Annotated in this window: 22 protein-coding genes and 1 tRNA gene; 17 read left to right on the top strand and 6 right to left on the bottom strand. The window is 65.5% G+C overall.

Features of this window, described 5'->3' with window-relative positions; all coding sequences use genetic code 11:
• Positions 1-11: 11 nt before the first annotated feature.
• The 5 genes from ABG80_RS12800 to ABG80_RS12780 all read left to right on the top strand — a co-directional run bounded on the left by ABG80_RS12800 (position 12) and on the right by ABG80_RS12780 (position 7,568).
• A complete protein-coding gene (locus tag ABG80_RS12800) occupies positions 12-3,140 on the top strand; it encodes an efflux RND transporter permease subunit (protein WP_058087998.1) in 3,129 nt (1,042 codons plus the stop codon).
• A gap of 121 nt (positions 3,141-3,261) precedes the next feature.
• Positions 3,262-4,398 (top strand): aminotransferase class V-fold PLP-dependent enzyme, encoded by a 1,137-nt coding sequence (locus ABG80_RS12795; protein ID WP_058087997.1) that lies wholly within the window; start codon positions 3,262-3,264, stop codon positions 4,396-4,398.
• Between the two features lie 82 nt (positions 4,399-4,480).
• The gene (locus tag ABG80_RS12790) at positions 4,481-5,449 is read left to right on the top strand and encodes a DUF2189 domain-containing protein (RefSeq protein WP_083506063.1); all 969 of its coding nucleotides are present in this window, start codon (positions 4,481-4,483) and stop codon (positions 5,447-5,449) included.
• A gap of 116 nt (positions 5,450-5,565) precedes the next feature.
• Positions 5,566-6,462: a DUF4394 domain-containing protein gene (locus ABG80_RS12785; RefSeq protein ID WP_058087996.1), complete on the top strand. Its 897-nt coding sequence runs from the start codon at positions 5,566-5,568 to the stop codon at positions 6,460-6,462.
• Positions 6,463-6,602: 140 nt separating this feature from the next.
• Positions 6,603-7,568 carry a DMT family transporter gene (locus ABG80_RS12780; RefSeq protein ID WP_268760974.1) on the top strand — a complete coding sequence of 322 codons (966 nt, stop codon included), beginning with the start codon at positions 6,603-6,605 and terminating at the stop codon, positions 7,566-7,568.
• On the opposite strand, the gene ABG80_RS12775 is transcribed toward ABG80_RS12780, so the two are convergent.
• Entirely contained in the window at positions 7,537-8,148 is a 612-nt protein-coding gene (locus tag ABG80_RS12775; protein ID WP_058087995.1) for a rhomboid family intramembrane serine protease, read from the bottom strand. The genes ABG80_RS12780 and ABG80_RS12775 overlap by 32 nt on opposite strands.
• A gap of 82 nt (positions 8,149-8,230) precedes the next feature.
• Here ABG80_RS12775 and ABG80_RS12770 point away from each other — a divergent pair.
• The 3 genes from ABG80_RS12770 to ABG80_RS12760 all read left to right on the top strand — a co-directional run bounded on the left by ABG80_RS12770 (position 8,231) and on the right by ABG80_RS12760 (position 9,565).
• Positions 8,231-8,315, top strand: a tRNA-Leu gene (locus ABG80_RS12770).
• 63 nt (positions 8,316-8,378) lie between these two features.
• Positions 8,379-9,281, top strand: coding sequence for a cysteine synthase CysM (gene cysM, locus ABG80_RS12765; protein WP_058087994.1), 903 nt, complete (start codon positions 8,379-8,381; stop codon positions 9,279-9,281).
• 41 nt (positions 9,282-9,322) lie between these two features.
• Positions 9,323-9,565: a sulfurtransferase TusA family protein gene (locus ABG80_RS12760; protein WP_058087993.1), complete on the top strand. Its 243-nt coding sequence runs from the start codon at positions 9,323-9,325 to the stop codon at positions 9,563-9,565.
• A 92-nt stretch (positions 9,566-9,657) separates the two neighbouring features.
• Here ABG80_RS12760 and ruvB read toward each other — a convergent pair whose 3' ends face one another.
• The gene (ruvB, locus tag ABG80_RS12755) at positions 9,658-10,767 is read right to left on the bottom strand and encodes a Holliday junction branch migration DNA helicase RuvB (protein ID WP_058087992.1); all 1,110 of its coding nucleotides are present in this window, start codon (positions 10,765-10,767) and stop codon (positions 9,658-9,660) included.
• Between the two features lie 213 nt (positions 10,768-10,980).
• Here ruvB and ABG80_RS12750 point away from each other — a divergent pair, with 213 nt between their 5' ends.
• Both ABG80_RS12750 and ABG80_RS12745 read left to right on the top strand, forming a co-directional pair.
• Complete coding sequence (locus tag ABG80_RS12750) at positions 10,981-12,051, top strand: porin (protein WP_058087991.1); 1,071 nt, start codon at positions 10,981-10,983, stop codon at positions 12,049-12,051.
• Positions 12,052-12,271: 220 nt separating this feature from the next.
• On the top strand, positions 12,272-13,582 hold the full coding sequence (locus tag ABG80_RS12745) for a porin (protein WP_058087990.1): 1,311 nt from the start codon (positions 12,272-12,274) through the stop codon (positions 13,580-13,582).
• A 155-nt stretch (positions 13,583-13,737) separates the two neighbouring features.
• Here ABG80_RS12745 and lysA read toward each other — a convergent pair whose 3' ends face one another.
• Complete coding sequence (gene lysA, locus ABG80_RS12740; RefSeq protein ID WP_058087989.1) at positions 13,738-15,012, bottom strand: diaminopimelate decarboxylase; 1,275 nt, start codon at positions 15,010-15,012, stop codon at positions 13,738-13,740.
• The gene (gene lptM / locus ABG80_RS24070; RefSeq protein WP_083506062.1) at positions 15,009-15,161 is read right to left on the bottom strand and encodes an LPS translocon maturation chaperone LptM; all 153 of its coding nucleotides are present in this window, start codon (positions 15,159-15,161) and stop codon (positions 15,009-15,011) included. Before lptM ends, lysA begins: the two co-directional genes overlap by 4 nt.
• A 24-nt stretch (positions 15,162-15,185) precedes the next feature.
• On the opposite strand from lptM, the gene cyaY reads away from it, so the two are divergent.
• On the top strand, positions 15,186-15,539 hold the full coding sequence (gene cyaY / locus ABG80_RS12735) for an iron donor protein CyaY (RefSeq protein ID WP_083506061.1): 354 nt from the start codon (positions 15,186-15,188) through the stop codon (positions 15,537-15,539).
• Here the strand turns inward: cyaY and ABG80_RS12730 are convergent, their stop codons facing one another.
• Positions 15,540-17,939 carry a penicillin-binding protein 1A gene (locus ABG80_RS12730; RefSeq protein WP_058087988.1) on the bottom strand — a complete coding sequence of 800 codons (2,400 nt, stop codon included), beginning with the start codon at positions 17,937-17,939 and terminating at the stop codon, positions 15,540-15,542.
• A gap of 228 nt (positions 17,940-18,167) precedes the next feature.
• Between ABG80_RS12730 and ABG80_RS12725 the strand changes: the two genes are divergently transcribed.
• Genes ABG80_RS12725 through ABG80_RS12700 form a run of 6 tightly spaced genes read left to right on the top strand, consistent with a single transcriptional unit; the run spans position 18,168 to position 23,915 of the window.
• Positions 18,168-19,259 (top strand): pilus assembly protein PilM, encoded by a 1,092-nt coding sequence (locus ABG80_RS12725; RefSeq protein WP_058087987.1) that lies wholly within the window; start codon positions 18,168-18,170, stop codon positions 19,257-19,259.
• On the top strand, positions 19,256-19,897 hold the full coding sequence (locus ABG80_RS12720) for a PilN domain-containing protein (protein WP_058087986.1): 642 nt from the start codon (positions 19,256-19,258) through the stop codon (positions 19,895-19,897). Before ABG80_RS12725 ends, ABG80_RS12720 begins: the two co-directional genes overlap by 4 nt.
• A 10-nt stretch (positions 19,898-19,907) precedes the next feature.
• The gene (locus tag ABG80_RS12715) at positions 19,908-20,606 is read left to right on the top strand and encodes a type IV pilus inner membrane component PilO (RefSeq protein WP_407638756.1); all 699 of its coding nucleotides are present in this window, start codon (positions 19,908-19,910) and stop codon (positions 20,604-20,606) included.
• Positions 20,603-21,157, top strand: coding sequence for a pilus assembly protein PilP (locus ABG80_RS12710; protein WP_083506060.1), 555 nt, complete (start codon positions 20,603-20,605; stop codon positions 21,155-21,157). The genes ABG80_RS12715 and ABG80_RS12710 overlap by 4 nt, the downstream gene beginning before the upstream one ends.
• Before the next feature lie 2 nt (positions 21,158-21,159).
• Positions 21,160-23,346 (top strand): type IV pilus secretin PilQ, encoded by a 2,187-nt coding sequence (gene pilQ, locus ABG80_RS12705; RefSeq protein WP_058087985.1) that lies wholly within the window; start codon positions 21,160-21,162, stop codon positions 23,344-23,346.
• Positions 23,346-23,915 (top strand): shikimate kinase, encoded by a 570-nt coding sequence (locus ABG80_RS12700; protein WP_058087984.1) that lies wholly within the window; start codon positions 23,346-23,348, stop codon positions 23,913-23,915. Before pilQ ends, ABG80_RS12700 begins: the two co-directional genes overlap by 1 nt.
• A 99-nt stretch (positions 23,916-24,014) precedes the next feature.
• On the opposite strand, the gene ABG80_RS12695 is transcribed toward ABG80_RS12700, so the two are convergent.
• Positions 24,015-26,861: a valine--tRNA ligase gene (locus ABG80_RS12695; RefSeq protein ID WP_058087983.1), complete on the bottom strand. Its 2,847-nt coding sequence runs from the start codon at positions 26,859-26,861 to the stop codon at positions 24,015-24,017.
• Positions 26,862-26,900 lie beyond the last annotated feature (39 nt).

Below are 26,900 nucleotides of genomic sequence, written 5' to 3'. Positions count from 1 at the left end.
CGGAATCCACCATGAGCCAGGACGTTTCTTCTTCCACCGCCGCGAACGCCGCACAGTCCGTGGGCCGCGGCCTGTCGGCCTGGTGCATCTCGCACCCAGTGGCCACCACGCTGCTGACCCTGGCGCTTGTGCTGCTGGGCCTGTTCGCCTTCCCGCGCCTGCCGGTGGCCCCGCTGCCCGAAGCCGAGTTCCCCACCATCCAGATCAGCGCACGCCTGCCCGGCGCCAGCCCCGAGACCATGGCCTCGGCCGTGGCCACGCCACTGGAGGTGGGCTTGAGCGGCATCCCTGGCGTCACCGAGATGTCGTCGACCAGCTCGCTCGGCAGCACTTCGGTCACCCTGCAGTTCACGCTCAGCAAAGACATCAACGAGGCTGCGCAGGAGGTGCAGTCGGCCCTCAATGCGACCGCCGGCAAACTGCCCGACGACATGCCTTCGCCGCCCACCTGGCGCAAGGTCAACCCGGCCGACGGCCCGGTGCTCATCCTCAAGATGCAGTCCGAGGTGCTCAGCCTGACCGAACTCAGCGACCTGGCCGAGACCGTGCTGGCGCGCCGCTTGAGTCAAATCGACGGTGTCTCCGAGGTCGCCATCTCCGGGCAACGCAAACCGGCCATCCGCATCCAGGCCTCGCCCGCGGCCCTGGCGGCGCATGGCCTGAGCCTGGCCGACATCCGCGCGGCGGTGCAAAAAGCCAGCGTCAACCAGCCCAAGGGCGTGCTGCTGGGCGCCGACCGAACCAGCACCCTGGCCACGAATGACCAGCTCTTCGATGCCTCTGACTACGAACAGCTCACCATCGTCGACCGAAGCGGCGTGCCGGTGCGCATCGGTGACGTGGCCAAGGTCATCGACGGCGCCGAGAACGACTTCGTCGGTGCATGGCAGAACGGCCAGCCGGGCCTGGGCATCATCATCCGTCGCCAGCCAGGCGCCAACATCGTCGCCACGGCCGACCGCATCCAGGCGGCGCTGCCCGAGCTGGCCGCTCGCCTGCCGGCCAGCGTCACGGTCGAGGTGCTCAACGACCGCACGCGCACCATCCGATCCTCGCTGCACGAGGTCGAGCTCACGCTGGCGCTGACTTTCGTGCTCGTCGTGGTGGTGATGGGCGCCTTCTTGCGCCAGGTCTCGGCCACCGTCATCGTCACGGCGGTGCTGGGCGTGTCGATGATCGCGACGGTCGCGGCCATGGACGTGCTCGGCTTCAGCCTCAACAACCTGACGTTGGTGGCACTGATCATCGCCATGGGTTTCGTGGTCGACGACGCCATCGTGGTGGTCGAGAACATCCACCGCCACCTCGAGGATGGCCTGCCCATGCGCGAGGCCGCGCTCAAGGGCTCCAGCGAGATCGGTTTCACCGTGCTGTCCATCAGCGTCTCGCTGGTGGCGGCCTTCATCCCGCTGCTGTTCATGGGCGGAGTGGTGGGGCGCCTGTTCAGCGAGTTTGCGGTCACCGTCACGGCGGCCATCGCGGTCTCGGTGATCACCTCGCTCACGCTGGCGCCCATGCTCGCCTCGCGCTGGATGTCGCGCGCACCGGCCCACCACGAAGGCGGCTGGGTGCAGAGGCTGATCGACGCCTATGGCCGCAGCGTGGGCTGGGCGCTCGACCACAGCCGGCTGATGCTGGGCCTGTTCTTCAGCACCATGGGTCTGGCCGTGGCGGCCTACACGTTCATTCCCAAAGGCTTCTTCCCTCTGCAGGACACGGCCTTCGTGCTGGGCACCACGCTGGCGGCACAGGACGAGTCCTACGAGGCCATGGTCGAGAAGCACGCGGCGCTCGCCCGCATCCTTGACGAAGACCCGGCGGTGCTGGGCTACAACCAGACGGTGGGAGGCTCCAGCGGCAGCGTCTCCGGCGGCCGCTTCTTCATCGTCCTGAAAGACCGCTCCAAGCGCGACGTATCGGCCCAGGGCTTCATCGACCGTGTGCGCGCCAAGACCTCGCAAGTGCCCGGCATCACCCTGTTCATGCGCGCCGCGCAAGACATCAACCTGGGCACCGGCTCGCCCCGAACGCAATACCAGTACGCACTGCTCGGTGACGACAGCGCGAACCTGGGCCAATGGGCCGAAAAGCTGACCGAACGCCTGGCGCGCCTGCCCCAGTTCCGCGACGTCTCCAACGACCTGCAACTCGGCGCTGGCATCACCCGCCTGACCATCGACCGCGCCGCCGCGGCCCGCCATGGCCTGAGCGTCGACGACATCAACCAGGTGCTCTACAGCGCCTACGGCCAGCGGCAGATCGCCGAGACACAAACCGAGCAGAACCAGTACCAGGTCATCCTCGAAATCGATCCCGCCTTGCGCGGTCAGACCGACAGCCTGAACTGGCTGCTCCTGCGCTCCGCCAAGACGGGGCAGATGGTGCCGCTGGCCGAAGTGGCCCGCCTGGAGTCGCCCGAAACCGGTGCCGTCAGCATCGCCCGACTGGCCATGTCGCCGGCCGTCAACCTGTCGTTCAACCTCGCGCCGGGCGTGGCCCTCGGTGATGCCGTCAAGCTGATCGACGACGTGCGCCAGGAGCTGCAGGTGCCCGACAGCATCAGCGGCCGGTTCCAGGGCGCAGCGCAAGCCTTCCAGGACTCGCTGGCCACCCAACCCATCCTGATCCTGGCGGCGCTGCTGGCGGTCTACATCATCCTGGGTGTGCTCTACGAGAGCTTTGTGCACCCCCTGACCATCCTCTCTACGCTGCCTTCGGCCGGCATTGGCGCGGTGGCAGCCTTGTGGCTCAGCGGACAGGACTTCTCCATCATGGCGCTCATCGGCGTGGTGCTGCTGATCGGCATCGTCAAGAAGAACGGGATCATGATGGTCGACTTCGCCCTGCAGGCCCAGCGCGAGCAAGGCCTGAGCCCGCGCGAGGCCATCCAGCAGGCGTGCGTGGTGCGCTTTCGCCCGATCATGATGACGACGTTGGCGGCGCTGCTGGCCGCGATCCCGCTGATGCTGGGCTTCGGCACGGGCGCGGAGCTGCGCCAGCCACTGGGTTACGCCGTGGTGGGTGGCCTGCTGCTCAGCCAGGTGCTCACGCTCTACACGACGCCGGTGGTCTACCTAGCGCTCGACCGCCTGTTCCACCAGCGGGCGAGGGCAGCGTCGCCACAAGACGTGCCAGCATGAAAAGGCACAACCAAGGGCACAGCCAGGGGCACAAGCAGGAGGGACAAGGGATAGCCTGACGCGTGCCTGTCAGGCTGCTGTGCTACGCTGATTTCAATCATTTGACTGCACACGCCATCCCATGTCCGGCCTGCTTCCCAACATCGATCCCGACGGTCTGCTCGAGTTCTCGGTTGTCTACACCGACCGCGCGCTCAACCACATGTCCAAGCGCTTCCAGGGCGTCATGACCGACATCTCGGCCATGCTCAAGCGCGTCTACAACGCCCCGTCCGCCGTGCTGGTGCCCGGCAGCGGCACCTTCGGCATGGAGTCGGTGGCGCGCCAGTTCGCGCAAGGCAAGCACGTGCTGGTCATCCGCAACGGCTGGTTCAGCTACCGCTGGACGCAGATCTTCGAGATGGGCTCGATCCCGGCCAGCCACACTGTGCTCAAGGCCCGCCGGATTGCCGACGGCCCACAGGCCGCCTGGGCCCCCGCACCCATCGACGAAGTCGTCGCCACCATCCGCCGCGAAAAGCCCGCGCTGGTCTTCGCCCCCCACGTTGAAACCGCCGCCGGCATGATCCTGCCCGATGGCTACCTCCAGGCCGTGGCCGACGCCGCCCATGAAGTCGGCGGCCTGTTCGTGCTCGACTGCATCGCCTCCGGCGCCATGTGGGTCGACATGAAAGCCACCGGGGTCGACATCCTGATCAGCGCACCGCAAAAAGGCTGGAGCAGCTCGCCTTGCTGCGCCATGGTCATGCTCAGCGAGCGCGCTCGCGTGGCCATCGACGCCACGCAAAGCACCACCTTCGCCATGGACCTCAAAAAGTGGTTGCAGATCATGGAGACCTACGAAGGTGGCGGGCATGCCTACCACTCCACGCTGCCCACCGACGCCTTGCTGCGCCTGCGCGACGCCATGGCTGAAACCGAGGCCTACGGTTACGAAAAGGTGCGCCAGGAGCAAATCGCCCTGGGCAGCCAGGTGCGCGAGTTGATGGTGCGCCACGGCTACCCCAGCGTCGCAGCCGAAGGTTTCCAGGCACCGGGCGTGGTGGTCAGCTACACCACCGACCCCGACATCCAGAACAGCAAGAAGTTCCTGGCCCTGGGCCTGCAGACCGCCGCCGGCGTGCCGCTGCAATGCGACGAGCCGGCCGATTTCCGCACCTTCCGCGTCGGCCTGTTCGGGCTCGAGAAATGGCACAACGTCAGCCGCTCGGTGACGCACCTGTCGAATGCGCTGGAGGCCATCGCCGCCACCCGTTGAACCCGACCGCTGGCTTTCACCGATGACGTGAGCGTCAAGCAGCCTTAACTTGGGGGCTCCTCATCTCGATGGAGGGGTCTTCATGGGCACGGTCAGCCGCTTGTCGCAGCACCACGTGGTTTCTCGTCGCCGAACGACGCGCCGCAAGGCCGTCCTCAGGCGTCACCTCGCATGGCCACCAGCCGATGGCGTGTCGTCCTCTGATGAACGGGCGGTGGCGTCGTCGGTGGCGGCCGCGCAGCCCAACGCCGACGGCCTGGCGCCGCTGGGTTTTGACACCCGCCCCGAGCCCAGCGCCCTCGACCTGCCGCTCAACACCTTGCCTTGGTCCGCGCCATTCGCCTGGCTGAAAGCGGGCTGGCGCGACTTCACCCGGGCACCGGCCATCGGCCTGTTTTACGGGCTGTGCTTCGTGCTCATGGGTTGGGCCCTGGTGGGCACCTTCCAGCGCGCACCTGAATACACCCTGGCGTTGTCAGCCGGTTTCCTGCTGCTGGGCCCCTTCCTGTGCCTGGGCCTGTACCACGCCAGCCGCGAGCTGGAGCAGGGGCGTCAGCCAAGCCTGCTGCGCTCGCTGACCGCCTGGCGCATCAGCAGCGCGCAACTGGCCATCTTCGCGGCCGTGTTGCTGGTTCTGGAGATGCTGTGGGGGCGCGCCGCCATGATCGTCTTCGCCATCAGCTTCGAGGGGGTGCCTGACTTCAATGGCCCGCTCTCGAGCTTCCTCACCGAAGAGTTCATCACCTTCGGGGTCGTGTACACGGCCGTGGGCGCCATCTTCGCCGGGCTGATTTTCGCCATCAGCGTGGTCAGCATGCCCATGATCCTCGACCGCTCGGTTGACGCGGTTTCGGCGGGCTTGCTGAGCATGCGCCTGGTGGCCACCCAGCCGGGCGTGATGTGGCTGTGGGCGGCGCTCATCGGGCTGCTCAGCCTGGTGGCGATGCTGCCAGGCTTTGCGGGCTTGCTGCTGGTGGTGCCGGTGCTGGGCCACGCCTCGTGGCACGCCTACCGCGCGGCCCTGGCCCAGGGGCCAAACAGCCCACCCTGAACAGGGGGGTGAATCCGCGTGAGCGGGTGCATCTGTCCCTCGACCCCGGCCCGTAGTGGGGGTGCGCGCATCGGAAAGGTCTGCTGCGCGAACCACAAACTACCCGGAGTCCAGCCATGTTCAAGCCTTCCATCCTGGCCCTGGCGGCCATCTTCTCTGTGTCCGTTGCGCAAGCCGAAGCCCTCTACGGCCTGACCACCGACAACCGCCTGATCACCTTCGACACCGCGGCACCGAGCATGGGCTCGGCCGTCGGCCTGAGCGGCCTGGCCGCCTCAGAGAAGCTGCTTGGGCTCGACACGCGCCCCACCAACGGTCAGCTCTACACCTTGAGCAACCTGGGCAACGTCTACACCCTCGACGCCAGCACCGGCGCCGCCACGTTCGTGACCGCGCTCAAGGCGCCCATCAACGGCAGCCTCCTGGGTTTTGACTTCAACCCCAACGCCGACGTCAGCGGCGCGGCCTCCCTGCGCGTCCTCACCGCCGCAGGCGACAACTACGCCGTCAACGTCAACCCAGGCGCCAACCTGGGCGCCGTCGCCAAGCAAACCAACGTCAGCTCGGCCAGCGGCTCGCTCAAGCTCACTGGTGCGGCTTACAGCAACAACGACACCAACCCGGCCACCCCGACGGTGCTGTTTGCCATCGACACGATCAGCAGCAGCCTGTTCTCCACCTCGGCACCGGCTGGTGGCGTCTACACCCGCGTGGGCAGCCTGGGCGCCAGCTCCCTCAACGTTTTCGGCTTCGACATCTCCGGCTCGGGCGTGGCTTACGCCGGGCTGACCGGTGACGACAGCTACTCCAGCCTGTACACCATCAACCTGCAGACCGGCGCGGCCAGCCTGATCGGCGCTTTCGGTATCCAGGGCAACACCGCGCTGCCCACCATCGTCGGCCTGGCTGTCGCCCCTGCCGTGCCCGAGCCCTCGACCGTCGGTCTGATGCTGGCAGGTCTTGGTGCCGTCGGCTTCGGTTTGCGCCGCGGCCGCGCTCGCGCTCAGGCCTGAAGCATCTCAAGTGCGCAAGGGGCCGAAAGGCTCGCCCCCCCGAGAGGGGGCTCGGTTGGCCTGCTCTAATGCAGGTTCTTCGCAGAACGCTGCCAACAGCAGACCAAGAATTGGCAGCCCAAGAATAGGCAGACCGAGCCTTGTCACTTGCTTCATCCCTGTCCTGGCGAACAGCCTGGCTGCTCGTGTTGCCGCCCATGCTCTGGGCGGGCAACGCCGTGGTCGGCCGCATGCTGGTCGGCAGCATGCCGCCCGTGGCGATGAACGGACTGCGCTGGCTGCTTGTCGCCATCTTGCTCGCGCCCTTGGGCTGGCGGGTCCTCCAGGAGCCGTCGGCCATTGTCCAGCGCTGGCGGCACCTGGCCTTGATCGGTTCATTGGGCGTGGGCACCTACAACGCCCTGCAGTACCTCGCGCTGCAAACCTCCTCACCCATCAACGTCACGCTGATCGGCGCCAGCATCCCCGTGTGGATGATGGTCGTGGGGCGCGTGTGCTTTGGACAGCCTCTGTTGCGACGGCAGATGTTCGGCGCGGCCTTGTCGGTGGCGGGCGTCTTGCTGGTGATGTCCCAAGGTCAATGGGCCACGCTGGCCAAACTGCGCCTGGTGCCGGGCGACCTGCTCATGCTGCTGGCCAGCCTGGCCTGGGCTTTCTACAGCTGGTTGTTGGCCCGCCCGCCCGCGTCGATGCAAGGCCAGGCCCGGCCTGACTGGGACTGGGCCGGTTTCCTGTGGATCCAGGTGGGGTTCGGTCTGCTGTGGGCGACCCTGTGCGCGGGCGCGGAAGCCGCCTGGACTCCAGGCTGGAGCGATGGCTGGCGCCTCGATGCCGGCACCCTGCTGGGCCTGCTGTTCATCGCCATCGGCCCATCGATCCTGGCCTACCGTTGCTGGGGCTTGGGCGTGCAAGCGGTGGGCCCGACGGTGGCGGGCTTTTTCAGCAACCTGACGCCGGTTTTCGCGGCCACCTGGTCCACCTTGTTGCTGGGGCAGGGGCCGCGTTGGTACCACCCGCTGGCGCTGCTCCTCATCGCTGCGGGCATCGTCGTGTCATCGGGCTGGCGACCACGCCTCAAAAGCGCCGACGGGGGCCGCCGCGATTGAACGGCGGCTGGCCGCGCCAGTAGCGCAGCATCAACCAGCCGCCCAGCATGCCGCCCAGGTGGGCAAAGTGGGCCACCCCCGAAGACGTGCCCGTCACACCCAGGAACAACTCGATGCCGCCGTACACGGCCACGAACACCTTGGCCTTCATCGGGATGGGCGGGAACAGCGGCATGATCGTGCGCTCAGGGAACATCATCCCGAACGCCAGCAGCAGGCCGAACAGCCCGCCCGAGGCGCCCACCGTGGGGTTGTGGTAGCCCGCCAACATCGAAATCAGCAGTTGCGTGGCCGCTGCGGTCAGCACGCTGGCGCCCAGGAACTCGATGTATCGGCGCTGGCCCCAGATGCGCTCGAGCTCGCTGCCGAACATCCACAGGCCCAGCATGTTGAAGAAGATGTGGCCGATCGAGCCGTGCAGGAAGGCGTAGGTCAGCACCTGCCACGGGTAGAAGAGACCGCTCTCGAGTGGCCACAGGGCCATGTACATGGACAACGCCCCCCCCAGGAGGTCGTCCAGGAAATACATGGCCACATTGATCAGGATGAGCGCCTGGGTGATGGGGGGCATCGGTGGCATGGGGCAACAGCGGATGTGTGGTTGACCCCGGATCATAGATGCAAGCGCCCCTGTGCTATCCTTGCGGCCTTCCTGCACCAGGGCCCTGGTGGTGAAATTGGTAGACGCGCCGGATTCAAAATCCGGTTCCGCAAGGAGTGTCGGTTCGAGTCCGACCCGGGGCACCAAGCAGCTTGCACAAGCCTGCACACAGAGCCGGCACATGCCGTGAGCGATGGCCGCGTGAAGTCATGACCTACCCGACTCTCGAAGACGCCATCGGCAAGACCCCGCTGGTCCGCCTGCAACGCGTGCCCGGTGCCGACAACGACGCCCGTGGCAACGTCATCCTCGCCAAGCTTGAGGGCAACAACCCGGCCGGCTCGGTCAAGGACCGCCCCGCCATCAACATGATCCGCCGCGCCGAAGAGCGTGGTCAGATCAAGCCCGGCGACACCCTCATCGAAGCAACCTCCGGCAACACCGGCATCGCGCTGGCCATGGCCGCCGCCATCCGGGGTTACCGCATGGTGCTGATCATGCCGGAGGACCTCTCCATCGAGCGCGCCCAGACCATGAAGGCCTTCGGCGCCGAGCTCGTCCTCACGCCCAAGAGCGGCGGCATGGAATACGCCCGCGACCTCGCCGACCAGATGGTGCGCGAAGGCAAGGGCGTGGTGCTCGATCAGTTCGCCAACCCCGACAACCCGGCGGTGCACTACGACACCACCGGCCCCGAGATCTGGCTGGACACGCAAGGCCGCATCACCCACTTCGTGAGCGCCATGGGTACCACGGGCACCATCACCGGTGTCTCCAAGTTCCTCAAGGAAAAGAGCCCAGAGGTGCGCATCGTCGGCGCTCAGCCGCAAGATGGCTCGCGCATCCCCGGCATCCGCAAGTGGCCCGAGGCCTACCTGCCCAAGATCTACGAGCCCAGCCGCGTCGACGACATCATCCACGTCAGCCAGGCCGATGCCGAAGACATGGCCCGCCGCCTGGCACGCGAAGAAGGCCTGTTCTGCGGCATCTCGGCCGCAGGCGCCTGCTGGGCGGCCCTGGAGCTGGCCAAGCAAGTCAGCAACGCCACCATCGTCTTCATCGTCTGCGACCGGGGCGACCGCTACCTGTCGACCGGCGTCTTTCCCGCCTGATCAACGGCCCAACCCGGCCCGCAACCTTCGCAGCCTCAGCCATGGACCTGATCCACAAGGAACTCGACGCCCGCGGCCTGCTTTGTCCGCTGCCCATCCTCAAGGCCAAGAAGGCCTTGTCGGACATGCACAGCGGTGAAATCCTGCGCGTGCTGGCCACCGACCCAGGCTCTGTGCGCGACTTCCAGGCTTTTGCCCGCCAGACCGGCAACGACCTGGTCGATCAGCAGGCCCGGGAAGTGGACGGCAAAGAGGAATACACGCACCTGCTGCGTCGGCGCTGAGAGGCGCCCGGGCACACGCCGGGGCAGCCCCGGGGCTGTCGTGCTGCCCTTGCGTGTCCAGCACGCTGCAGCGCTGAGTTCGGCTCAGTCGCTCAACCTTCGTCCAGCAAGTTGCCACCCTGTGGCGCGATCAGCCCCAGGTGCCTGAAGGCGGCCGACGTCGCCACCCGCCCGCGCGGCGTGCGCTGCAGGAAACCTTGCTGGATCAGATAAGGCTCGATCACGTCCTCGATCGTGTCCCGCTCCTCGCCGATGGCCGCAGCCACGTTGTCCAGGCCCACCGGGCCACCGTCGAAGCGGTGAATGATGGCTTCGAGCAGCTTGCGGTCCATCACGTCAAAGCCGATGGGGTCCACGTCCAGCATGGCAAGGGCCTTGTCTGCGATCTCTTTGGTGATGTGCCCTGTGCCCTTGACGTCGGCGTAGTCGCGCACCCGGCGCAGCAGCCGGTTGGCGATGCGGGGCGTGCCGCGCGATCGACGCGCCACCTCCAACGCGCCCTCGGCGTCGATCGGCGCGCCCAGCAGCTTGGCCGAGCGCGTCACGATGCGCTGCAACTCAGCCGCCGTGTAGAACTCCAGCCGCGCCACGATACCGAATCGGTCACGCAGCGGGTTGGTCAGCATGCCGGCCCGCGTGGTGGCGCCCACCAGCGTGAAGGGCTGCAGGTCCAGCTTGATCGAGCGCGCCGCCGGCCCCTCGCCAATCATGATGTCGATCTGGTAGTCCTCCAGCGCGGGGTAGAGGATCTCTTCGACCACCGGGCTGAGGCGGTGGATTTCGTCGATGAACAGGACGTCGTTGCGCTCCAGGTTGGTCAGGATGGCCGCCAGGTCCTTGGGCTTTTCAAGCACGGGCCCCGAGGTTTGGCGCAAGTTGACGCCCAGTTCGGTGGCGATGATGTGGCTCAGCGTGGTTTTACCCAGGCCGGGCGGGCCGAACAGCAGCACGTGGTCGAGGGCCTCGCTGCGCTTTTTGGCTGCGCCGATGAAGATTTCGAGCTGCTCGCGCGCCTTGGCCTGGCCGATGTACTCGTCAAGGTCTTTCGGGCGCAGCGCACGCTCCAGCGCGTCCTCCTGGGGGGAGCTGACGCCAGCCTCCACCACACGCCCCGAGGGCACGCTCTCGGGGGCGCCGCCCTGGCGAGAGGGGCGCTCGGGCTCGCCGCGGCCGGAGCCGAAATCGTCGGTCTGGATGCTCATGGTGTGATTATCCGGCCCAGGGCGGTGTTGCATCAGGGCAACGATGAGCCGCATGGAGCATCGTTATGACAACCATGTCATCAAGCAACTTTGAAGAATCTGGTGCAATCCCCAACAGTTCCAGCGCTCGAACGGCGTGGCGGGGTCACCCAAGTGACTTGCAGACACGCGCCGGCGAAGCTGGAGCCTCTGGTTCAGACTTTGGATAACTCCATGAAAAAGACTGTGCTGGATCTGGCCGCCATCGCTGCCTCCTCGGCTGCCTTCGCTCAATCCTCCGTCACCCTGTACGGTGTGGTCGACGCTTCTGTTGAGTCCGTCAAGGGCGACAAGACCGTCACCCGCGTGTCCTCCGACAACCTGGCTTCTTCGCGCATCGCCTTCAAGGGCGTGGAAGACCTGGGCGGCGGCCTGAAGGCCACCTTCCTGCTGGACGCGAGCGCCAAGGTTGACAACGGTGGTTCTGACTCTGCCTTCTTCAGCCGCTCGGCTTACGTCGGCCTGGCCGGTGGTTTCGGTGAAGTCCGCCTGGGTCGCCAAGACTCGCTGATCGGCGCTCAACTGTTTGGCGTGACCGGCGCCCAAGCCTACGACGAAGGCAAGATCTCCGGCGTGCTGGCTGGCAACGACCTGCGCCGTCTGGACAACGCCATCACCTACATCGCCCCGACCCTGGTTCCCGGCCTGACCCTGGCTGCCCAGTTCTCGACTGGCTACAGCTCGAGCGTCACCACGGAAGACAACGGCAACGACGGCCGCACCTACGGCTTCAGCGCCGCCTACGCCAATGGCCCCCTGTCGGCTGGCTTGAGCTACATCAAGGCCAACACCGATGTGGCTGGGGACGTCGAAAACACCGGCGTGCTGGTTTTTGGTGCCTACGACTTCGGCGTGGCCAAGCTGACTGCCTATTACAACACCGACGACCGCGACACCGCTTCTGGTCAACAGTACGACGATCGCAACCTGTACGGTTTCAAGGTTGCCGTGCCTGTGGCGACTGGCGTGACCCTGACCGGCGGCTACGCCCAGGTTCGTGGAGCTAAGGGTGACGCAACCAACACCGCAGTTGCTGGTAGCTTCAACAACAAGAACACCCAGGACGACAAGGCCAGCATCCTGACCTTCCGTGCACAGTACGACCTGAGCAAGCGTACCGCCTTGTACGCCCTGTTCACGCAAGTGCGCAACGACAAGAACACCGACCTGTCGGTGTCCGGCGTGACCATCGCCAACGACAAGTCGTCGCGCGGTCTGGCCGTCGGCGTTCGCCACTGCTTCTGATCGGTTTCCAACCGACTCAGCAAAAAGGGGGCTTCGGCCCCCTTTTTTCATGCCTGTCCGGCGTTTGATCTGCCCCCTTGTGTTTGATCCATGTCCGCTGCCGTGCCGAGGGTTGTCGCCCTGGCGCAACAACCTAGCGGAAACCTGAGTGTCGTGCCCGAACCCCTCAGCAACAATTCCTCACGCCCCCCGTTTCAGGGGGGACATCTAGGAGATCCAAATGCAAAAGCGCGTTCTGTCCTCGGCCATCGCTCTGGCCCTGACCGCCCTGGCCTCGGGCACCGCACTGGCCCAGTCCAGCGTCACCATCTACGGCAACATTGACGTTTCGGTTGACCGCGTCAAGCGTACTTCTGGCGATGCCATCACAGCCCCGGCATCGACGGGTCTTCTCGGCGCTGGTACCGCCGCTGCCTTGTCTTCGGCCTTGCGTTCCCAGCAGAGCATGACCAGGGTAGGGCCGGACACAAGTTCGCAGTCGTCGCTGGGCTTCCGTGGTGTCGAAGACCTTGGCAATGGCTACAAGGGCAACTTCGTCCTGGAAGGCCAAATGGGCGTGGATAACGGTGCCCTGCTGCGTGACGGGCGCCTGTTCGGTCGCCAGGCCTATGTCGGTCTGACCACGCCGTTCGGTGAGTTCCGTGCTGGCCGTCAATACGCCCCCATCTTCTTTTCTAGCGCCTTGGTCACCACCGAACGTTTCGGCTCGACCGACCAGTTCGTTGAAGGCGGTCTGTCCAACAACCTGAACATCCGCTGGGACAACGCGCTTACCTATTCGCTGCAAGCGGGTGGTTTCCGCGGCCAGCTGGGCTATTCGCCCAACGCGGGCGTGGCCCAGAAGGTCAACGCGCTGCGCAGCACCTCTGGCGGTTCCGATGCCAATGGCCAGATCCTGGGCGGTATCACGGCTGCCAATGAAAACAAGGACGGCCGTGGCCGCAGCCTGGGTGCTTTCGGCGCTTATGCCATCAGCGATCTGACCGTGACACTGGGTTATGGCCGCACCAATTTCGACAACACGCCGGTCGTGGCAATCATCAGCGGCTCGGCCACCACTTTGTTCCAGGTCGATGATTACTCGGTCTGGAACCTGGGCGGCAAGTACGTCTTCAAAGAGCTTGGCCTGACCCTGAACGGCTCCTTCGGCCGCGCCGCCTACGACATCAACGGCGCTGGTTTGCCCGCCAGCCTGGTTGGAATCACGGACGGCAAGCTGAAGGTCAGTTCGCTGGTGCTGGGCACCCGTTATGAAATCGGTGCCATGGCTTTCCTGGCGCAATGGTCTGAAACCAAGTTCCGCAACGAAAGCCGCGGCAAGAACCAGGCATACACCCTGGGTGCCGAGTACTCGCTGTCCAAGCGCACCACGCTGTACACCCGCTACGAGCAGATCAAGGACAAGGGCGTGGGCCCCGCTGTTACCCTGGCGGCAACCGGCATCCGCGAAGTGCCCACCCTCGCTGGTCTGGGCATCTCACCCGACGGCAAGTCCACCCAACTGGCCTTGGGCGTTCGCCACAACTTCTGATAGAGGCTCTCGCTTCGTCACCCAAAGCCGCCCTCGGGCGGCTTTTTTCATGCGACGTCCACCCAAGGCGTCCAGCGATCGCCACCCGCTGAAAGAAAACGGGCCCCAAGGGGCCCGTTGTGCCGACCGATGCGGGGCGGATCGCCCCAGGCGACTCAGTCCTTGATCAAGCGCTCATTGGCCAGCAACTGCTGCACCGTCTCGCGCTCGCGGATCACCCAGGTCTGCTCGCCGTCCACCATCACCTCGGCCGCGCGGCCTCGGGTGTTGTAGTTGCTGGCCATCGTCATGCCGTAAGCGCCAGCCGACAGAACGGCCAGCACGTCACCCGCCTGCACGGCCAGCGAGCGGTCGCGGCCCAGCCAGTCGCCCGACTCGCACACCGGGCCGACCACGTCCCAGGTCAGGGCAGGGCTGCCCTCGCGCTGGTGCGTGTTGACGATGCCCATCCAGGCCTCGTACAGGGCAGGGCGCATGAGGTCGTTCATGGCCGCGTCGACCACGCAGAAGTTCTTCTGCTCGCCCTCCTTGAGGAAGAGCACGTCGGTCAGCAGCACGCCGGCGTTGCCCACCAGCGAGCGACCCGGCTCGAACATCACCTCGCGCTGGCCGTGGCCACGCGCGTCGATCTTGGCCAGCAGCTTGGCGATCAGCTCGTCCGCCTTGGGCGGGGTCTCGTCGGTGTAGGTGATCCCCAGCCCGCCGCCCAGGTCCAGGTGGTGGATGGGGATGCCGGCGGCTTCGATGGCCTCGACCAGGTCGAGCACGCGGTCGAGTGCGTCGAGGTAGGGCGAGACGTCGGCGATCTGCGAGCCGATGTGGCAGTCGATGCCGACGACCTGGATGCCGGGCAGGGCGGCGGCGCGGCGGTAGGCGGCCAGGGCCACCTCGTGCGCCACACCAAACTTGTTGCCCTTCAGGCCCGTCGAGATGTAGGGGTGGGTGCCGGCGTCCACGTCGGGGTTGACACGCAGGCTCACGCGAGCCGTCAGCCCCAGGCCCGATGCCACTTGCGACAGCACCTCGAGCTCGGCCGTGCTCTCGACGTTGAAGCACTTCACGCCGGCCTGCAGCGCCTCGGCCATTTCAGCGCGGGTCTTGCCCACGCCGGAGAACACCACCTTGGCGGCGTCACCACCTGCTGCCAGCACGCGTGCGAGCTCGCCCGAGGACACGATGTCGAAACCGCAGCCGGCCTGGGCGAAGGTCTGCAAAACCGCCAGGTTGGAGTTGGCCTTGACGGCGTAGCAGACCAGGTGCTTGCGGCCTTGCAGGGCGCGTTGGTAGGGCGCGAGCGCGGCCAGCATGGCGCGGCGCGAATAAACGTACAGCGGCGTGCCGTGCTGGCGGGCCAGGTCGGCCAGACGCACGTCATCAAGGTACAGGTCCGGGCCGCGCCAGGACAGGAAGGGGGAGCCGGGGAGGGTCATTGCGAGGCTGCGGGGGCGGGTTGAGGGGTGGCCTGGGCCGGGGCGGGCAGGTACAGTGGGCCCTTGAGGCCGCAGCCGCTCAGCAGCAGAGAGGCCCCAAGTGCGACGGCGGCTGCCAGTCTGCCTAGAATTCGGATGTTGTGTTCCATGCCCCCGATTCTAAGGAAACCGCCATGTCCACCCCCGGCGCCCCCCAGGCCCTGACCGATGCCCAGTACCACGAGGTCATTTCCGCCACGCTGGCGCGCATCGAAAAGACGGTCGACACCTGGCTCGAAGAAGACGTCATCGACATCGATGCGGCCCGCACCGGTGGCATGTTGACGCTGAGCCTGCCCGATCGCAGCCAACTCATCGTCAACGCTCAGCCACCTTTGCAAGAGCTGTGGCTGGCGGCCAGGCGCGGCGGCTTTCACTTCAAGCTGGACGATCAGGGTCTGTGGCGCGACACACGCTCTGGCGAAGAATTCTTCGCCTTGCTGTCTGCCTGCGCAGGCGAGCAGTCTCGCAAGCCTCTGAAGTTCTGATCACTCTGGCTTGGTGCCGCCGAAGAGGTCGAGGATGCCCTTTTTCTCTTCCTGGCTGGCGGGGCTGGGCGCAGGCTGAGCCGGGTTCTCGCCTTCGCCTTCGTGCGCAAGCTCCTTCACGCCGGTCGACGGGGTGTACTCCTCGTAGAACCATTCGCCGCCGATGTTGACCACGCCTTCGGGCGGCACGGGTTCGGCCACCGGCACGTTGCGCAGGGCGGTTGACATGAAGTCGATCCAAACGGGCAGGGCCAGGCCGCCGCCGGTTTCCTTGTCGCCCAGCTTGCGGGGCTGGTCGTAGCCGATCCACACCACGGCCACGTTGTTGGGCTGGTAGCCGGCGAACCAGGCGTCCATCGAGTCGTTGGTGGTGCCGGTTTTGCCGTACAGGTCGGGCCGCTTGAGCGTGGCCTGCGCGCGTGCGGCGGTGCCCGAGCGGGTGATCTCCTGCAGCAGGCTGCCCATCACGAAGGCATTGCGAGCGTCGATGGCGCGCATGCTTTCGTCGAGCACGGCGGGGCGGTACTGGGCCAGCACGGCTCCTCGGTTGTCCGTCACCCGCGTGACCAGCAAGGGGTTGACGCGGTAGCCACCGTTGGCGAAGACCGCGTAGCCGTCTGCCATCTGCAGCGGGGTCACAGAGCCGGCGCCCAGGGCCATGGTCAGGTAAGCCGGGTGCTTGTCGGCCTCGAAGCCGAAGCGCGTCACCCACTCCTGTGCGGTTTTGGCGCCCACGGAGCGCAGCACGCGGATCGACACCATGTTCTTGGACTTGGCCAGCGCCCGGCGCACGGTCATCGGGCCTTCGAATTTGCCGTCGTAGTTCTTGGGCTCCCAGGGCTGGCTGCCCGTGGTGCCGGCGTCGAAGAACAGCGGTGCGTCGTTGACCACGGTGGCCGGTGTGAAGCCTCGCTCCAGCGCTGCCGAGTAGATGAAGGGCTTGAAGCTCGATCCCGGCTGGCGCCAAGCCTGCGTCACGTGGTTGAACTTGTTGTGCGTGAAGTCGAAGCCGCCCACCATCGCTCGGATCAGGCCGGTGCGTGGGTCCATCGACACGAGGGCGCCTTGCACCTCGGGGAACTGCATGACCACCCAGCGGTCCTGCTTGGTGTCTTTGCTCACGCGGATGACGGCGCCACGTCGGATCTGTTGTTTGGGCGTGGCTTTCTCGTTGAGTGCGTTGCCCACGGCCTTCAGCCCTTCTGGCCCCACCTCGACCTGCTCGCCCGATTGCAGCGCTGCCACGATCTTGCGGGGCTCGGCCACCAGCACCACGGCAGCGCGCATGTCTTCGCTGTCGGGGTGGTCTTCCAGGGCTTCGGCGATGCGCACGTCGACCAGCTTGGGGTCCTGCGGCAGGTCGATGTAGCCCTCGGGGCCGCGCCAGGCCTGGCGGCGATCGAAGTCCAGCAGGCCTTTGCGCATGGCCTTGTTGGCCGCTTCCTGCTCGACCATGTTGATCGAGGTGTAGACGTTCAGGCCTCGGGTGTAGGCATCGGGGCCGTACTGCTCGTGCATGAGCAGGCGCGCCGCCTCGGCGGCGTACTCGGCGTGCAGCGGGATCGGTGCCTTGTTGCGGTACTTGAGCTTTTCGGCCTTGGCCTCGTCGCGCTGCTCTTCGGTGATGAAGCCGTTCTCGAGCATCCGGTCGATGATGTACTGCTGACGGATGGTGGCACGACGGGGGTTGCGAACGGGGTTGTACGCCGATGGCGCCTTGGGCAGGCCCGCCAGCATGGCCGCTTCCGCGATGGTGACGTCCTTGATGGGCTTGCCGAAGTAGGTCTCGCATGCCGCAGCAAAGCCATAGGCTCTTTGACCCAGGTAGATCTGGTTCATGTAGAGCTCCAGGATCTGGTCCTTGGTCAGCAGGCTCTCGATCTTGAGCGCCAGCAAGATCTCGTAGATCTTGCGGGTCATCGTTTTTTCGGTGGGCAGGTAGAAGTTGCGAGCCACCTGCATCGTGATGGTCGAGGCGCCCTGGCTGCGGGATTCGCCGAAGTTGGCCAGGCCGGCTCGCAGCACGCCCAGGTAGTCGACGCCTCCGTGGCGGTAAAAGCGGGCGTCCTCGATGGCCAGCACGGCATCGCGCATCACCTTCGGGATCTCTGCGATGCGCATGAAATTGCGCTTTTCTTCCCCGAATTCGCCGATCAGGATGTTGTCGGCCGAGAAAACGCGCAGGGGCATCTTCGGTCGGTAATCGGTCAGGCCCTTGACGTCTGGCAGGTTCGGGTAGGCCACCGACAGGCCGATGCCCACCAGCAGGACGCCCGAGAGCACGGCTGCGATCACCAAGCCGCTGAGCACCAGGATGGGTCTCATGACCCAGCGCTGCCACCAGGGGCCTCGGCTGGCCGAGGAAGTGGCGCTGTCGCCGCGGGAGTCTGAATCGCTCATGGGGAGGTGCTCAAAGAGGTGCCGAATTATAGAAACCCTGGGCACTCAGCTCAGCTGGCGTGTCGCGTTCCCCTCGATATTAGGCAAGTTGTTGATTTTGAAACTGTCTGTAAGGCGTGTGCATACCGCAACGAGCCTGGGTTTTCTCCTGCTTTCCACGCGTTCAGTGACAAAACCTTTGCTGATAGCATTGAAGTGGTTTATTAACTTTCCAGCGTCCGTGGACGCATGGGGGACGGTGTGAGCTTTCTTGATACGCTCTTGAGCCGCAAGCACGCGCCAATGATCGGGCTGGACATCAGCTCGTCAGGCGTGAAGCTGGTCGAGCTGAGCCAGACGAACACAGGCGAGTACGTCCTGGAACGGTTCGCGTCTGAACCATTCGAAAAGGGCTGGATCGCCGACGGGCAGATCGAGAAATTCGACGAAGTGGCGGAAGCGGTCCGCAAGGTGGTCTCCAAGAGCGGCTCGCGGACCAAGCAGGTCGCCATGGCCATGCCGCAATCGGCCGTGATCACCAAGAAGATCATGCTGCCCGCAGGCCTGCGCGAAGAAGAGATGGAACTGCAGGTCGAGGCCGAAGCCAACCAGTACATCCCGTTCTCGCTCGACGAAGTCAGCCTGGATTTCTGCGTGATCGGCCCCAGCGTCACGTCGGCTGGTGATGTGGACGTGCTGATTGCCGCTTCGCGCAAGGACCGCGTTCAGGACCGCCAGGCCCTGGCTGAGGCTGCGGGCCTGAAGCCCGCGATCCTGGACATCGAGTCGCACGCTTCCCGCCTGGCCATGGAGCGACTGGTCTCGGCCCTGCCAGGCGAGGGGCGTGATGCCCTGGTCGCCCTGTTCGAGATCGGCGCCGAGAACACCAGCCTGAAGGTCCTGCGCGACAACGAGTTGCTCTACGACCGCGATCAGGCCTTTGGTGGCGCGCAGCTGACCCAGTTGATCTCGCGCCAGTACGGCTTCTCGTTCGAAGAGGCCGAGGGCAAGAAGCTCTCGGGTGACCTGCCAGAAGACTTCCAGAACACCATCCTGGCGCCCTTTGTCGACAGCCTGTCGCAGGAAATCGGTCGCGCACTTCAGTACTTCTTCACCAGCACGCCGCACCACAAGGTGCACTACGTGATGCTGGCCGGTGGCACGGCCACCTTGCCCGGTCTGAAGGAGCGCGTGACCGACCTGACCGGTTTCGCATCCATGGTCGTCAACCCTTTCGAAGGCATGAAACTCGGTTCGGCCGTGCGTGAAAGCAAGCTGCGCCGTGAGGCCCCCGCTTACCTGACCGCCTGTGGCCTGGCCATGCGGAGGTTCCTCGCATGATTTTGATCAACCTCCTGCCTCACCGCGAGGAAAAACGCCGCCTGCGCAAGCAGGCCTTCTTCGCTGGCCTCGGGCTGTCCCTGGCCGCTGGTGCCTCGATCGTGGCGCTGGCGTACGGCGTTCAGGTGCAGATGATCTCCGGCCAGCAGGAGCGCAACCAGTACCTGCGCTCGGCCATCACCAAGCTCGACGAAGAAATCAAGGACGTGTCGGCCCTCAAGGCCGAGATCGAATCCCTGAAGGCCCGCCAGCGCGCCGTGGAAGACCTGCAAACCGGCCGCAACATGCCGGTCTACCTGCTCAACGAGCTGGTGGCCCAGACGCCCGAAGGCATTTACCTGACGTCCATTCGCCAGAACGGCCGCACCGTGCAGGTGACCGGCATGGCGCAGACCAACGAGCGCGTCTCCGAGTTCCTGCGCAACACCGGCGGTCGCTCGACCTGGCTGGAGCGCCCCGAGCTCGTCGAAATCAAGGTGTCGAACCAGGCCTCGAAGGATGCCCGTGCGGCCAAGCGCCTGTTCGAGTTCACCATGCGGGTCTCTTTGAAGCAGCCTGCCTCCGAAGAGAGCGCCGAGAGCGCATCCCGTCCGCGTGGCGCAGGCAAGCCTGCGGCCAAACCTGCCGGTCAGTCCTGAGGAGTCGCAGGTGGCCAAAACCAACATGAACATCGACGTCAACGCCCTCTTTGAACAGGCCCAGAGCCAGTTCAGCGGGCTCAATCCCAACGAGCCGGGGCAGTGGCCCTTGCTGCCCAAGCTGGCAAGCTTCGTCTTCGCTGCCATCCTGATTTTTGGCGTGGGCTGGGTTGCCTTGCTCTCCGGCCAGCGCGACGAGCTCGAAGCCGAGCGCAACAAGGAGCCGCAGCTCAAGCAGGAGTTTCGCGACAAGGTGGCTCAGGCGGTCAACCTGGCCGAGTTGCGCAAGCAGCTCATCCAGGTCGATGAGTACGTCAAGCAGCTCGAAAAACAACTGCCCGGCAAAGCCGAGATGGACGCGCTGCTGTCCGACATCAACCAGGCTGGCCTGGGTCGTGGCCTGGATTTCGAGCTGTTCCGCCCGGGTCAGGTCGTTGTCAAGGACTATTACGCCGAGCTGCCGATTTCGATCCGCGTGACGGGTCGCTATCACGACGTCGGCGCCTTCACCGCAGACATCGCCAACCTGTCGCGCATCGTGACCTTGCACAACCTGGTGATCACCAACGTGGGCAAGGATGCCGGGCAAGGCAACCTGGCGCTGGAAGCCACTGCACGCACCTACCGTTACCTTGACCAGGCCGAGCTCGACGCCATGCGCGCCGAAAAGAACAAGGCTGGCAAAGGCAAGAAAGGGGGCAAGAAATGAACGCGCCCTTGAAGAACGTGAAGGCAACGCGCCTGGCCTGTCTGGCCCTGGTGCTGCCGCTGATGCTGAGCGCCTGCGGCGGTGAGCAAGATGAGCTGCAGGCCTGGATGGACCAGGAGCGTCAGCACGTCAAGCCCAATGTGCAGCCGCTGTCGCCGCCTCAGAAGTTCAACCCGGAAACCTACGCCGGCTTGGATGGCGTCGAGCCTTTCAGCACCCAGAAGCTGACGGGCGCCCTCAGGCAGGAAGCTCGCCAGCCGAACTCTGCGGTGGCGGCCGAGCTCAACCGCCGCAAGGAGCCCCTGGAGGCCTACCCGCTGGACAGCATGTCCATGGTGGGCAGTGTCCAGAAGCAAGGGCGGCCATATGCCCTGCTCAGGGTCGACAACCTGCTCTATCAGGTCAAGGCAGGCGACTACCTGGGTCAGAACTACGGAAAGATCCTGAAGATCACCGAAACCGAGATCTCACTGCGTGAGATCGTGCAGGATGCCGCTGGCGAGTGGATCGAGCGGCCGACCACCCTGCAGTTGCAAGAGGGTGGCAAGTGATGATGAAGCTGGAGAATGCATCGATGAAAACGTGGCGTCTTGCGATGGCTGGGGTTGCCCTGGCACTGGTGTCGCCCCTGACCCTGGCGGCTGCGGCCATTCAGGCCATCACCAGCACGCAGCAGGCGGGCACGGAGGTCGTGAGAATCGACCTGTCCGAGCCCCTTGCCACGCTGCCGGCCGGCTTCGTGGTGCAGGCGCCTCCGCGCATCGCCATTGACCTGCCTGGTGTGACCAACGCCCTGGCGCGCAACGTGGTCGAGATCAACAACGGCAACCTGCGCACGGTCAACGTGGCCAACGCCGGCGACCGCAGTCGCGTGGTGCTCAACCTGCGCCAGGCGACCACCTACCGGGCGCAGTTGCAGGGCAAGTCCCTGTTGCTGATCCTGGATCCGGCCGTCGGTGCTGCCCCGGCTCCGGCCCAGACCGCGCAGCCCGCCCAGGCTCAGGTCAAGGCAGGCGCTGCGAACGCCGAGCCGGTGCATTTCGCCGAGAACAAGAACGCCACCCCGCTGGCCCTCAAGGAAGTCGATTTCCGTCGAGGGCAGGACGGTGCGGGTCGCGTGATCGTCGAGCTGCCCAACAACCAGGTGGGCGTGGACATCCGCCAGCAGGGCCCGTCCCTGGTGGTCGAGTTCGTGCGGGCCACGCTGCCCGAGCGGCTGCGCAAGCGCTTCGACGTGGGCGATTTCGGCACCCCGGTGCAGAAGGTCACGGCTTCGCAAAGCGGCGACCGCGTCAAGCTCACCGTCGACCCCACGGGTGACTGGGAACACTCTGCCTACCAGAGTGACAACCAGTTCGTGCTGGAAGTGCGTGCGCGCAAGGTCGACCCCAACAAGCTGACCAAGGGCCCGGGCTACTCGGGTGAGAAGCTGTCGCTGAACTTCCAGAACATCGAAGTGCGTGCGCTGCTGCAGGTGATCGCCGACTTCACGAACTTCAACGTTGTGACGTCTGACACCGTCACGGGTAACGTGACCCTGCGTCTCAAGGACGTGCCCTGGGATCAGGCCCTGGACATCATCCTGCAGTCCAAGGGGCTGGGCGTTCGCAAGTCCGGCAACGTGCTGTGGATCGCGCCCAAGGACGAGATCAACGCCAAGGAAAAGATCGACCTGGAAGCCAAGGCCCAGGTGGCGGCGCTTGAGCCGCTTCGCACGCAGTCCTTCCAGCTGAACTACGCCAAGGCCGAGGACATTGCCAAGGGCCTGGCTGGTCGCAGTGCGGGTGGTTCGGGCGGCGGCAGCGGGCAGGGCAACGGCCGGATCCTGTCGCCGCGCGGCAGCGTGATCTCTGAATCGCGCACCAACCAGCTGTTCGTCAACGACATCCCGTCCAAGCTGGAAGAAATCCAGGCCCTGATCACCAAGATCGACGTGCCGGTTCGCCAAGTGTTGATCGAAGCTCGCATTGTCGAGGCCGATGACTCGTTCAGCCGCAACCTGGGTGTTCGCCTGGGCACCAAGAACAGCGGAGCGGTCGCTTCGTCTGGCAACCTGAACGTGGGCGTCTCCGGCAACTACTCCGGCGTGGTGGCCGAAACCGGTCAGACCCTGTCTGGCTCGGCCGCCAGCGTGGCCAACAGCTACTTCGTGAACTTGCCGGGCGCCGGCATCAACGGCTTCAACGCCGCATCGGTCGGTGTGTCCTTGTTCACCTCCAGCGTGAACCACGCGCTGAACCTGGAAATCTCGGCCCTGGAAGCCGATGGTCGCGGCAAGATCGTCTCGAGCCCGCGTGTCATCACGGCCGACCAGGTCAAGGCGCTGATCGAGCAGGGCACCGAGCTGCCCTACCAGACGGCGACGTCCAGCGGCGCCACCGCCATCACCTTCCGCAAGGCCAACCTGAAGCTGGAAGTCACGCCGCAGATCACGCCTGAAGGCAGCGTGATCCTGGACGTCGACGTCAACAAGGACAGCGTGGGCCAGATCACCACGGCCGGCTTCGCCATCGACACCAAGCACGTGCAGACGCAGGTGCTGGTCGAGAACGGCGGCACCGTGGTCATTGGCGGCATCTTCCAGCAGACCGAGAGCAATGCCGAACAGCGCGTGCCGCTGCTGGGCGACATCCCCTACCTCGGCGCTTTGTTCCGCAACAGCTCGCGCAGCACCCAGCGCCGCGAACTGCTGATTTTCCTGACGCCCAAGGTGGTGTCCGACCGCACGGCATTGCGCTGATGTCGTCGGTGGTGGCTTTGGTGGGCTTGCCCGGAGGGGGCAAGTCCACGGTCGGGCGGCAGTTGGCCCGGCGACTGGGGGCTCGCTTCCTGGACGCGGACGCGGTGCTCGAAGAGCGGATCGGCATGCCGATCCGTTCGTATTTTGAGCAACACGGAGAGCAGCCGTTTCGTGACCTCGAAGAGCAGGTCATTGAAGAGCTGACGTCGCCGCAGCAAGGGCCCTTGATCCTGGCCACGGGCGGTGGCGCGGTGCTGCGCCCAGCCAATCGCAAGCGCCTGCACGAAGGCGCCACGGTCATTTACCTGCGATCGACACCCGAAGAATTGTTCAAGCGCCTGCGGCACGACACCCAGCGCCCGCTTTTGCAGGTTGCCGATCCGCTGGCCAAGCTGAGGGAACTCCACGCACAGCGTCACCCCCTGTACGAGGAGGTGGCGCATTACCGCGTGGACACAGGGCGGCCGTCGGTGGCGACTTTGGTCAACATGATCATGATGCAGCTTGAACTCGCGGGGCTGTTGCCTGCGCTGACGGTGCCGCCCGCGGAGCCGTCGCCATCGGTGTGATGCGCCGCCACGGCGAACACCCATGAAAAAGGCCGAACAGTTGTTCGGCCTTTTCGTTTGTTCGCTCAGGCATGGGGCCTGCCGCCCCAAGCCCCGGAATCAGCCCAGTCGGACCAGTTGCCCTTGCAGGCGCTCCACCGTCGCGCTGAAGTCGGCCACGCGTTGCTTTTCCTGCTCGACCACGGCTGCGGGCGCGCGGGCCACGAAGCTTTCGTTGCCCAGCTTGCCTTGGGCCTTGGTGATCTCGCCTTGCAGGCGGGTGATCTCCTTGCTCAGGCGGGCCTTTTCTGCCTCGACGTCGATCTCGACGTGCAGGGCCAGGCGGGCCTCGCCGTGCACGGCCACCGGGGCCATTTGCGTGGCGGCGGCAAACGCCGCTTCGTCGAGCACCTGCACCTCGCTGAGCTTGCCCAGGGCCTGGATGATGGGTGCGGCCTGGCGGATGAACTCGGCGTCGCCCGTGGTCAGCAGGGGCATGCGTTCGGCGGGCGAGAGGTTCATCTCGCTGCGCAGGGTGCGGGTGGTGCCCACGATGGCCTTGAGCTTGGCGACCCAGGCGTCGGACTCGGTGCAGACGCGGCCCAGATCGGCGCGGGGGTAGGCTGCCGTCACCAGGGTTTCGTCGCTGTCGGCCTGCTTGCGGCCGGCAACCGGTGCCACCACCTGCCACAGCTCTTCGGTGATGAAGGGCGTGATGGGGTGCAGCAGGCGCAGCACGGTTTCGAGCACGCGGATCAGGGTGCGGCGGGTGGCGCGCTGCTTGGCCTCGTTGCCCTCGGCCTTGGCAGCGTTGAGCTGGGCCTTGGCGATTTCGATGTACCAGTCGCAGTACTCGTCCCAGACGAACTGGTAGATGGCGTTGGCGACGTTGTCGAGGCGGAAGTCGGTGAAGCCTTGTTCGACCGCCGCTTCGACGCGCTGCAGCTCGGACACGATCCAGCGGTCAGCGGGGCTGAAGTCAAGGTAGCCACCTGCGGCGCACACGCCAGGCTCGTGCGTCTTGAGGCCACAGTCCTGGCCTTCGGTGTTCATCAGCACGAACTTGGTGGCGTTCCAGAGCTTGTTGCAGAAGTTGCGGTAGCCCTCGCAGCGCGTGGAGTCGAAGTTGATGGCGCGGCCCAGGCTGGCCAGCGCGGCGAAGGTGAAGCGCAGCGCGTCGGCGCCGTAGCCGGGGATGCCTTCGGGGAACTCCTTCTCGGTGGCCTTTCGCACCTTGGGCGCGGTCTCGGGCTTGCGCAGGCCGGTGGTGCGCTTGTCGAGCAGTGGGGCCAGCTCAATGCCGTCGATCAGGTCGACCGGGTCCAGCACATTGCCTTCGGACTTCGACATTTTGTTGCCTTGGGCGTCGCGCACCAGGCCGTGGATGTAGACGTGCTTGAAGGGCACCTTGCCGGTGAAGTGCTTGGTCATCATGATCATCCGGGCGACCCAGAAGAAGATGATGTCGTAGCCGGTGACCAGCACCGACGAGGGCAGGAAGAGGTCGAGCTCCTTCGTCTGCTCGGGCCAGCCGAGGGTGGAGAAGGGCACCAGCGCGGACGAGTACCAGGTGTCGAGCACGTCGGGGTCACGGGTCAGCTCACCGGTGTAGCCGGCGGCGCTGGCCTTGGCGCGCGCATCGGCCTCGGAGCGGGCGACGAAGATCTCGCCGTTGCTGCCGTACCAGGCCGGGATCTGGTGGCCCCACCACAGCTGGCGGCTGATGCACCAGTCCTGGATGTTGTTCATCCACTGGTTGTAGGTGTTGACCCAGTTTTCGGGCACGAACTTGACGTCGCCCGAATCCACCGCTTCGATGGCTTGCTCGGCGATGCTTTTGCCGCCAGCGCCGGGCTTGGTCATGGCCACGAACCACTGGTCGGTCAGCATGGGCTCGATGACCTGGCCGGTGCGGGCGCAGCGCGGCACCATCAGCTTGTGCTTCTTGACCTCGACCAGCTGGCCGTCGGCTTCGAGTTTGGCGACGATCTGCTTGCGGGCCACGAAGCGGTCCAGGCCGACGTACTCGGCGGGGATGTCGGTGGCCTCGTGGGCGCTGACCTTGGCTTCGAGGTCGAAGATGGTCAACATGGGCAGGCCGTGGCGAAGGCCGACCTGGTAGTCGTTGGTGTCGTGGGCCGGGGTGACCTTGACGACGCCAGTGCCAAATTCTTTGTCGACGTGCTCGTCGGCGATCACGGGCACCAGGCGGCCGGTGATCGGCAGGCGCACCTGCTTGCCGATGAGCGCCGTGTAGCGCTCGTCTTCGGGGTGCACCATGACTGCCGTGTCGCCCAGCAGGGTTTCGGGGCGGGTGGTGGCCACGACCAGGCTGGCGTCCGAACCCTCGACGGGGTAACGGATGTGCCACATCGAGCCGTCTTCTTCCTCGCTCTCGACTTCCAGGTCAGAGACGGCGGACTTGAGGATCGGGTCCCAGCTCACCAGGCGCTTGCCGCGGTAGATCAGGCCTTCTTCGTGCAGGCGAACGAAGGTCTCCACCACGACCTTGGAGAGCTTGTCGTCCATGGTGAAATACTCGTGTTCCCAGCTCACCGAGTCGCCCATGCGGCGCATCTGCTGGGTGATGGTGGAGCCGGACTTTTCTTTCCACTCCCAGACCTTGGCGACGAAGGCTTCACGGCCGAGGTCATGGCGCGACTGGCCTTTTTCCTGCAGCTGGCGTTCCACCACGATCTGCGTGGCGATGCCGGCGTGGTCGGTGCCTGGAATCCACAGCGTGTTGTGGCCCAGCATGCGGTGGTAGCGCGTCAACGAGTCCATGATGGTCTGGTTGAAGGCGTGGCCCATGTGCAGCGTGCCCGTCACGTTGGGCGGGGGCAGCTGGATGCAGAACGAGGGCTTGGCCGCGTCGAGGGTGGGCTTGTACAGGCCGCGTTGCTCCCACAGGGGGCCGTGCTGGGCCTCGATGGGGCCGGGTTCGAAGGATTTGGCGAGTTCGGTCATGGTGTGAGCGGCTGGCCGAGCGGGGCTCGGCGGCGGAAA

The organism is Aquabacterium parvum (assembly GCF_001447195.1).
In the GTDB taxonomy this organism is placed as follows: Bacteria; Pseudomonadota; Gammaproteobacteria; order Burkholderiales; family Burkholderiaceae_C; genus Aquabacterium; species Aquabacterium parvum.
Note: the sequence above shows the minus strand (reverse complement) of the source record. Positions and strands in the feature narration are given on the sequence as shown.

Bases quoted from the DNA above. Each gene is read 5' to 3' on its own strand.
- ABG80_RS12800 (WP_058087998.1), top strand. From the start codon at position 12: ATGAGCCAGGACGTTTCTTCTTCCACCGCCGCGAACGCCGCACAGTCC.
- ABG80_RS12795 (WP_058087997.1), top strand. From the start codon at position 3,262: ATGTCCGGCCTGCTTCCCAACATCGATCCCGACGGTCTGCTCGAGTTC.
- ABG80_RS12790 (WP_083506063.1), top strand. From the start codon at position 4,481: ATGGGCACGGTCAGCCGCTTGTCGCAGCACCACGTGGTTTCTCGTCGC.
- ABG80_RS12785 (WP_058087996.1), top strand. From the start codon at position 5,566: ATGTTCAAGCCTTCCATCCTGGCCCTGGCGGCCATCTTCTCTGTGTCC.
- ABG80_RS12775 (WP_058087995.1), bottom strand. From the start codon at position 8,148: ATGCCACCGATGCCCCCCATCACCCAGGCGCTCATCCTGATCAATGTG.
- cysM (WP_058087994.1), top strand. From the start codon at position 8,379: ATGACCTACCCGACTCTCGAAGACGCCATCGGCAAGACCCCGCTGGTC.
- ABG80_RS12760 (WP_058087993.1), top strand. From the start codon at position 9,323: ATGGACCTGATCCACAAGGAACTCGACGCCCGCGGCCTGCTTTGTCCG.
- ruvB (WP_058087992.1), bottom strand. From the start codon at position 10,767: ATGAGCATCCAGACCGACGATTTCGGCTCCGGCCGCGGCGAGCCCGAG.
- ABG80_RS12750 (WP_058087991.1), top strand. From the start codon at position 10,981: ATGAAAAAGACTGTGCTGGATCTGGCCGCCATCGCTGCCTCCTCGGCT.
- ABG80_RS12745 (WP_058087990.1), top strand. From the start codon at position 12,272: ATGCAAAAGCGCGTTCTGTCCTCGGCCATCGCTCTGGCCCTGACCGCC.
- lysA (WP_058087989.1), bottom strand. From the start codon at position 15,012: ATGACCCTCCCCGGCTCCCCCTTCCTGTCCTGGCGCGGCCCGGACCTG.
- lptM (WP_083506062.1), bottom strand. From the start codon at position 15,161: ATGGAACACAACATCCGAATTCTAGGCAGACTGGCAGCCGCCGTCGCA.
- cyaY (WP_083506061.1), top strand. From the start codon at position 15,186: ATGTCCACCCCCGGCGCCCCCCAGGCCCTGACCGATGCCCAGTACCAC.
- ABG80_RS12730 (WP_058087988.1), bottom strand. From the start codon at position 17,939: ATGAGCGATTCAGACTCCCGCGGCGACAGCGCCACTTCCTCGGCCAGC.
- ABG80_RS12725 (WP_058087987.1), top strand. From the start codon at position 18,168: ATGGGGGACGGTGTGAGCTTTCTTGATACGCTCTTGAGCCGCAAGCAC.
- ABG80_RS12720 (WP_058087986.1), top strand. From the start codon at position 19,256: ATGATTTTGATCAACCTCCTGCCTCACCGCGAGGAAAAACGCCGCCTG.
- ABG80_RS12710 (WP_083506060.1), top strand. From the start codon at position 20,603: ATGAACGCGCCCTTGAAGAACGTGAAGGCAACGCGCCTGGCCTGTCTG.
- pilQ (WP_058087985.1), top strand. From the start codon at position 21,160: ATGAAGCTGGAGAATGCATCGATGAAAACGTGGCGTCTTGCGATGGCT.
- ABG80_RS12700 (WP_058087984.1), top strand. From the start codon at position 23,346: ATGTCGTCGGTGGTGGCTTTGGTGGGCTTGCCCGGAGGGGGCAAGTCC.
- ABG80_RS12695 (WP_058087983.1), bottom strand. From the start codon at position 26,861: ATGACCGAACTCGCCAAATCCTTCGAACCCGGCCCCATCGAGGCCCAG.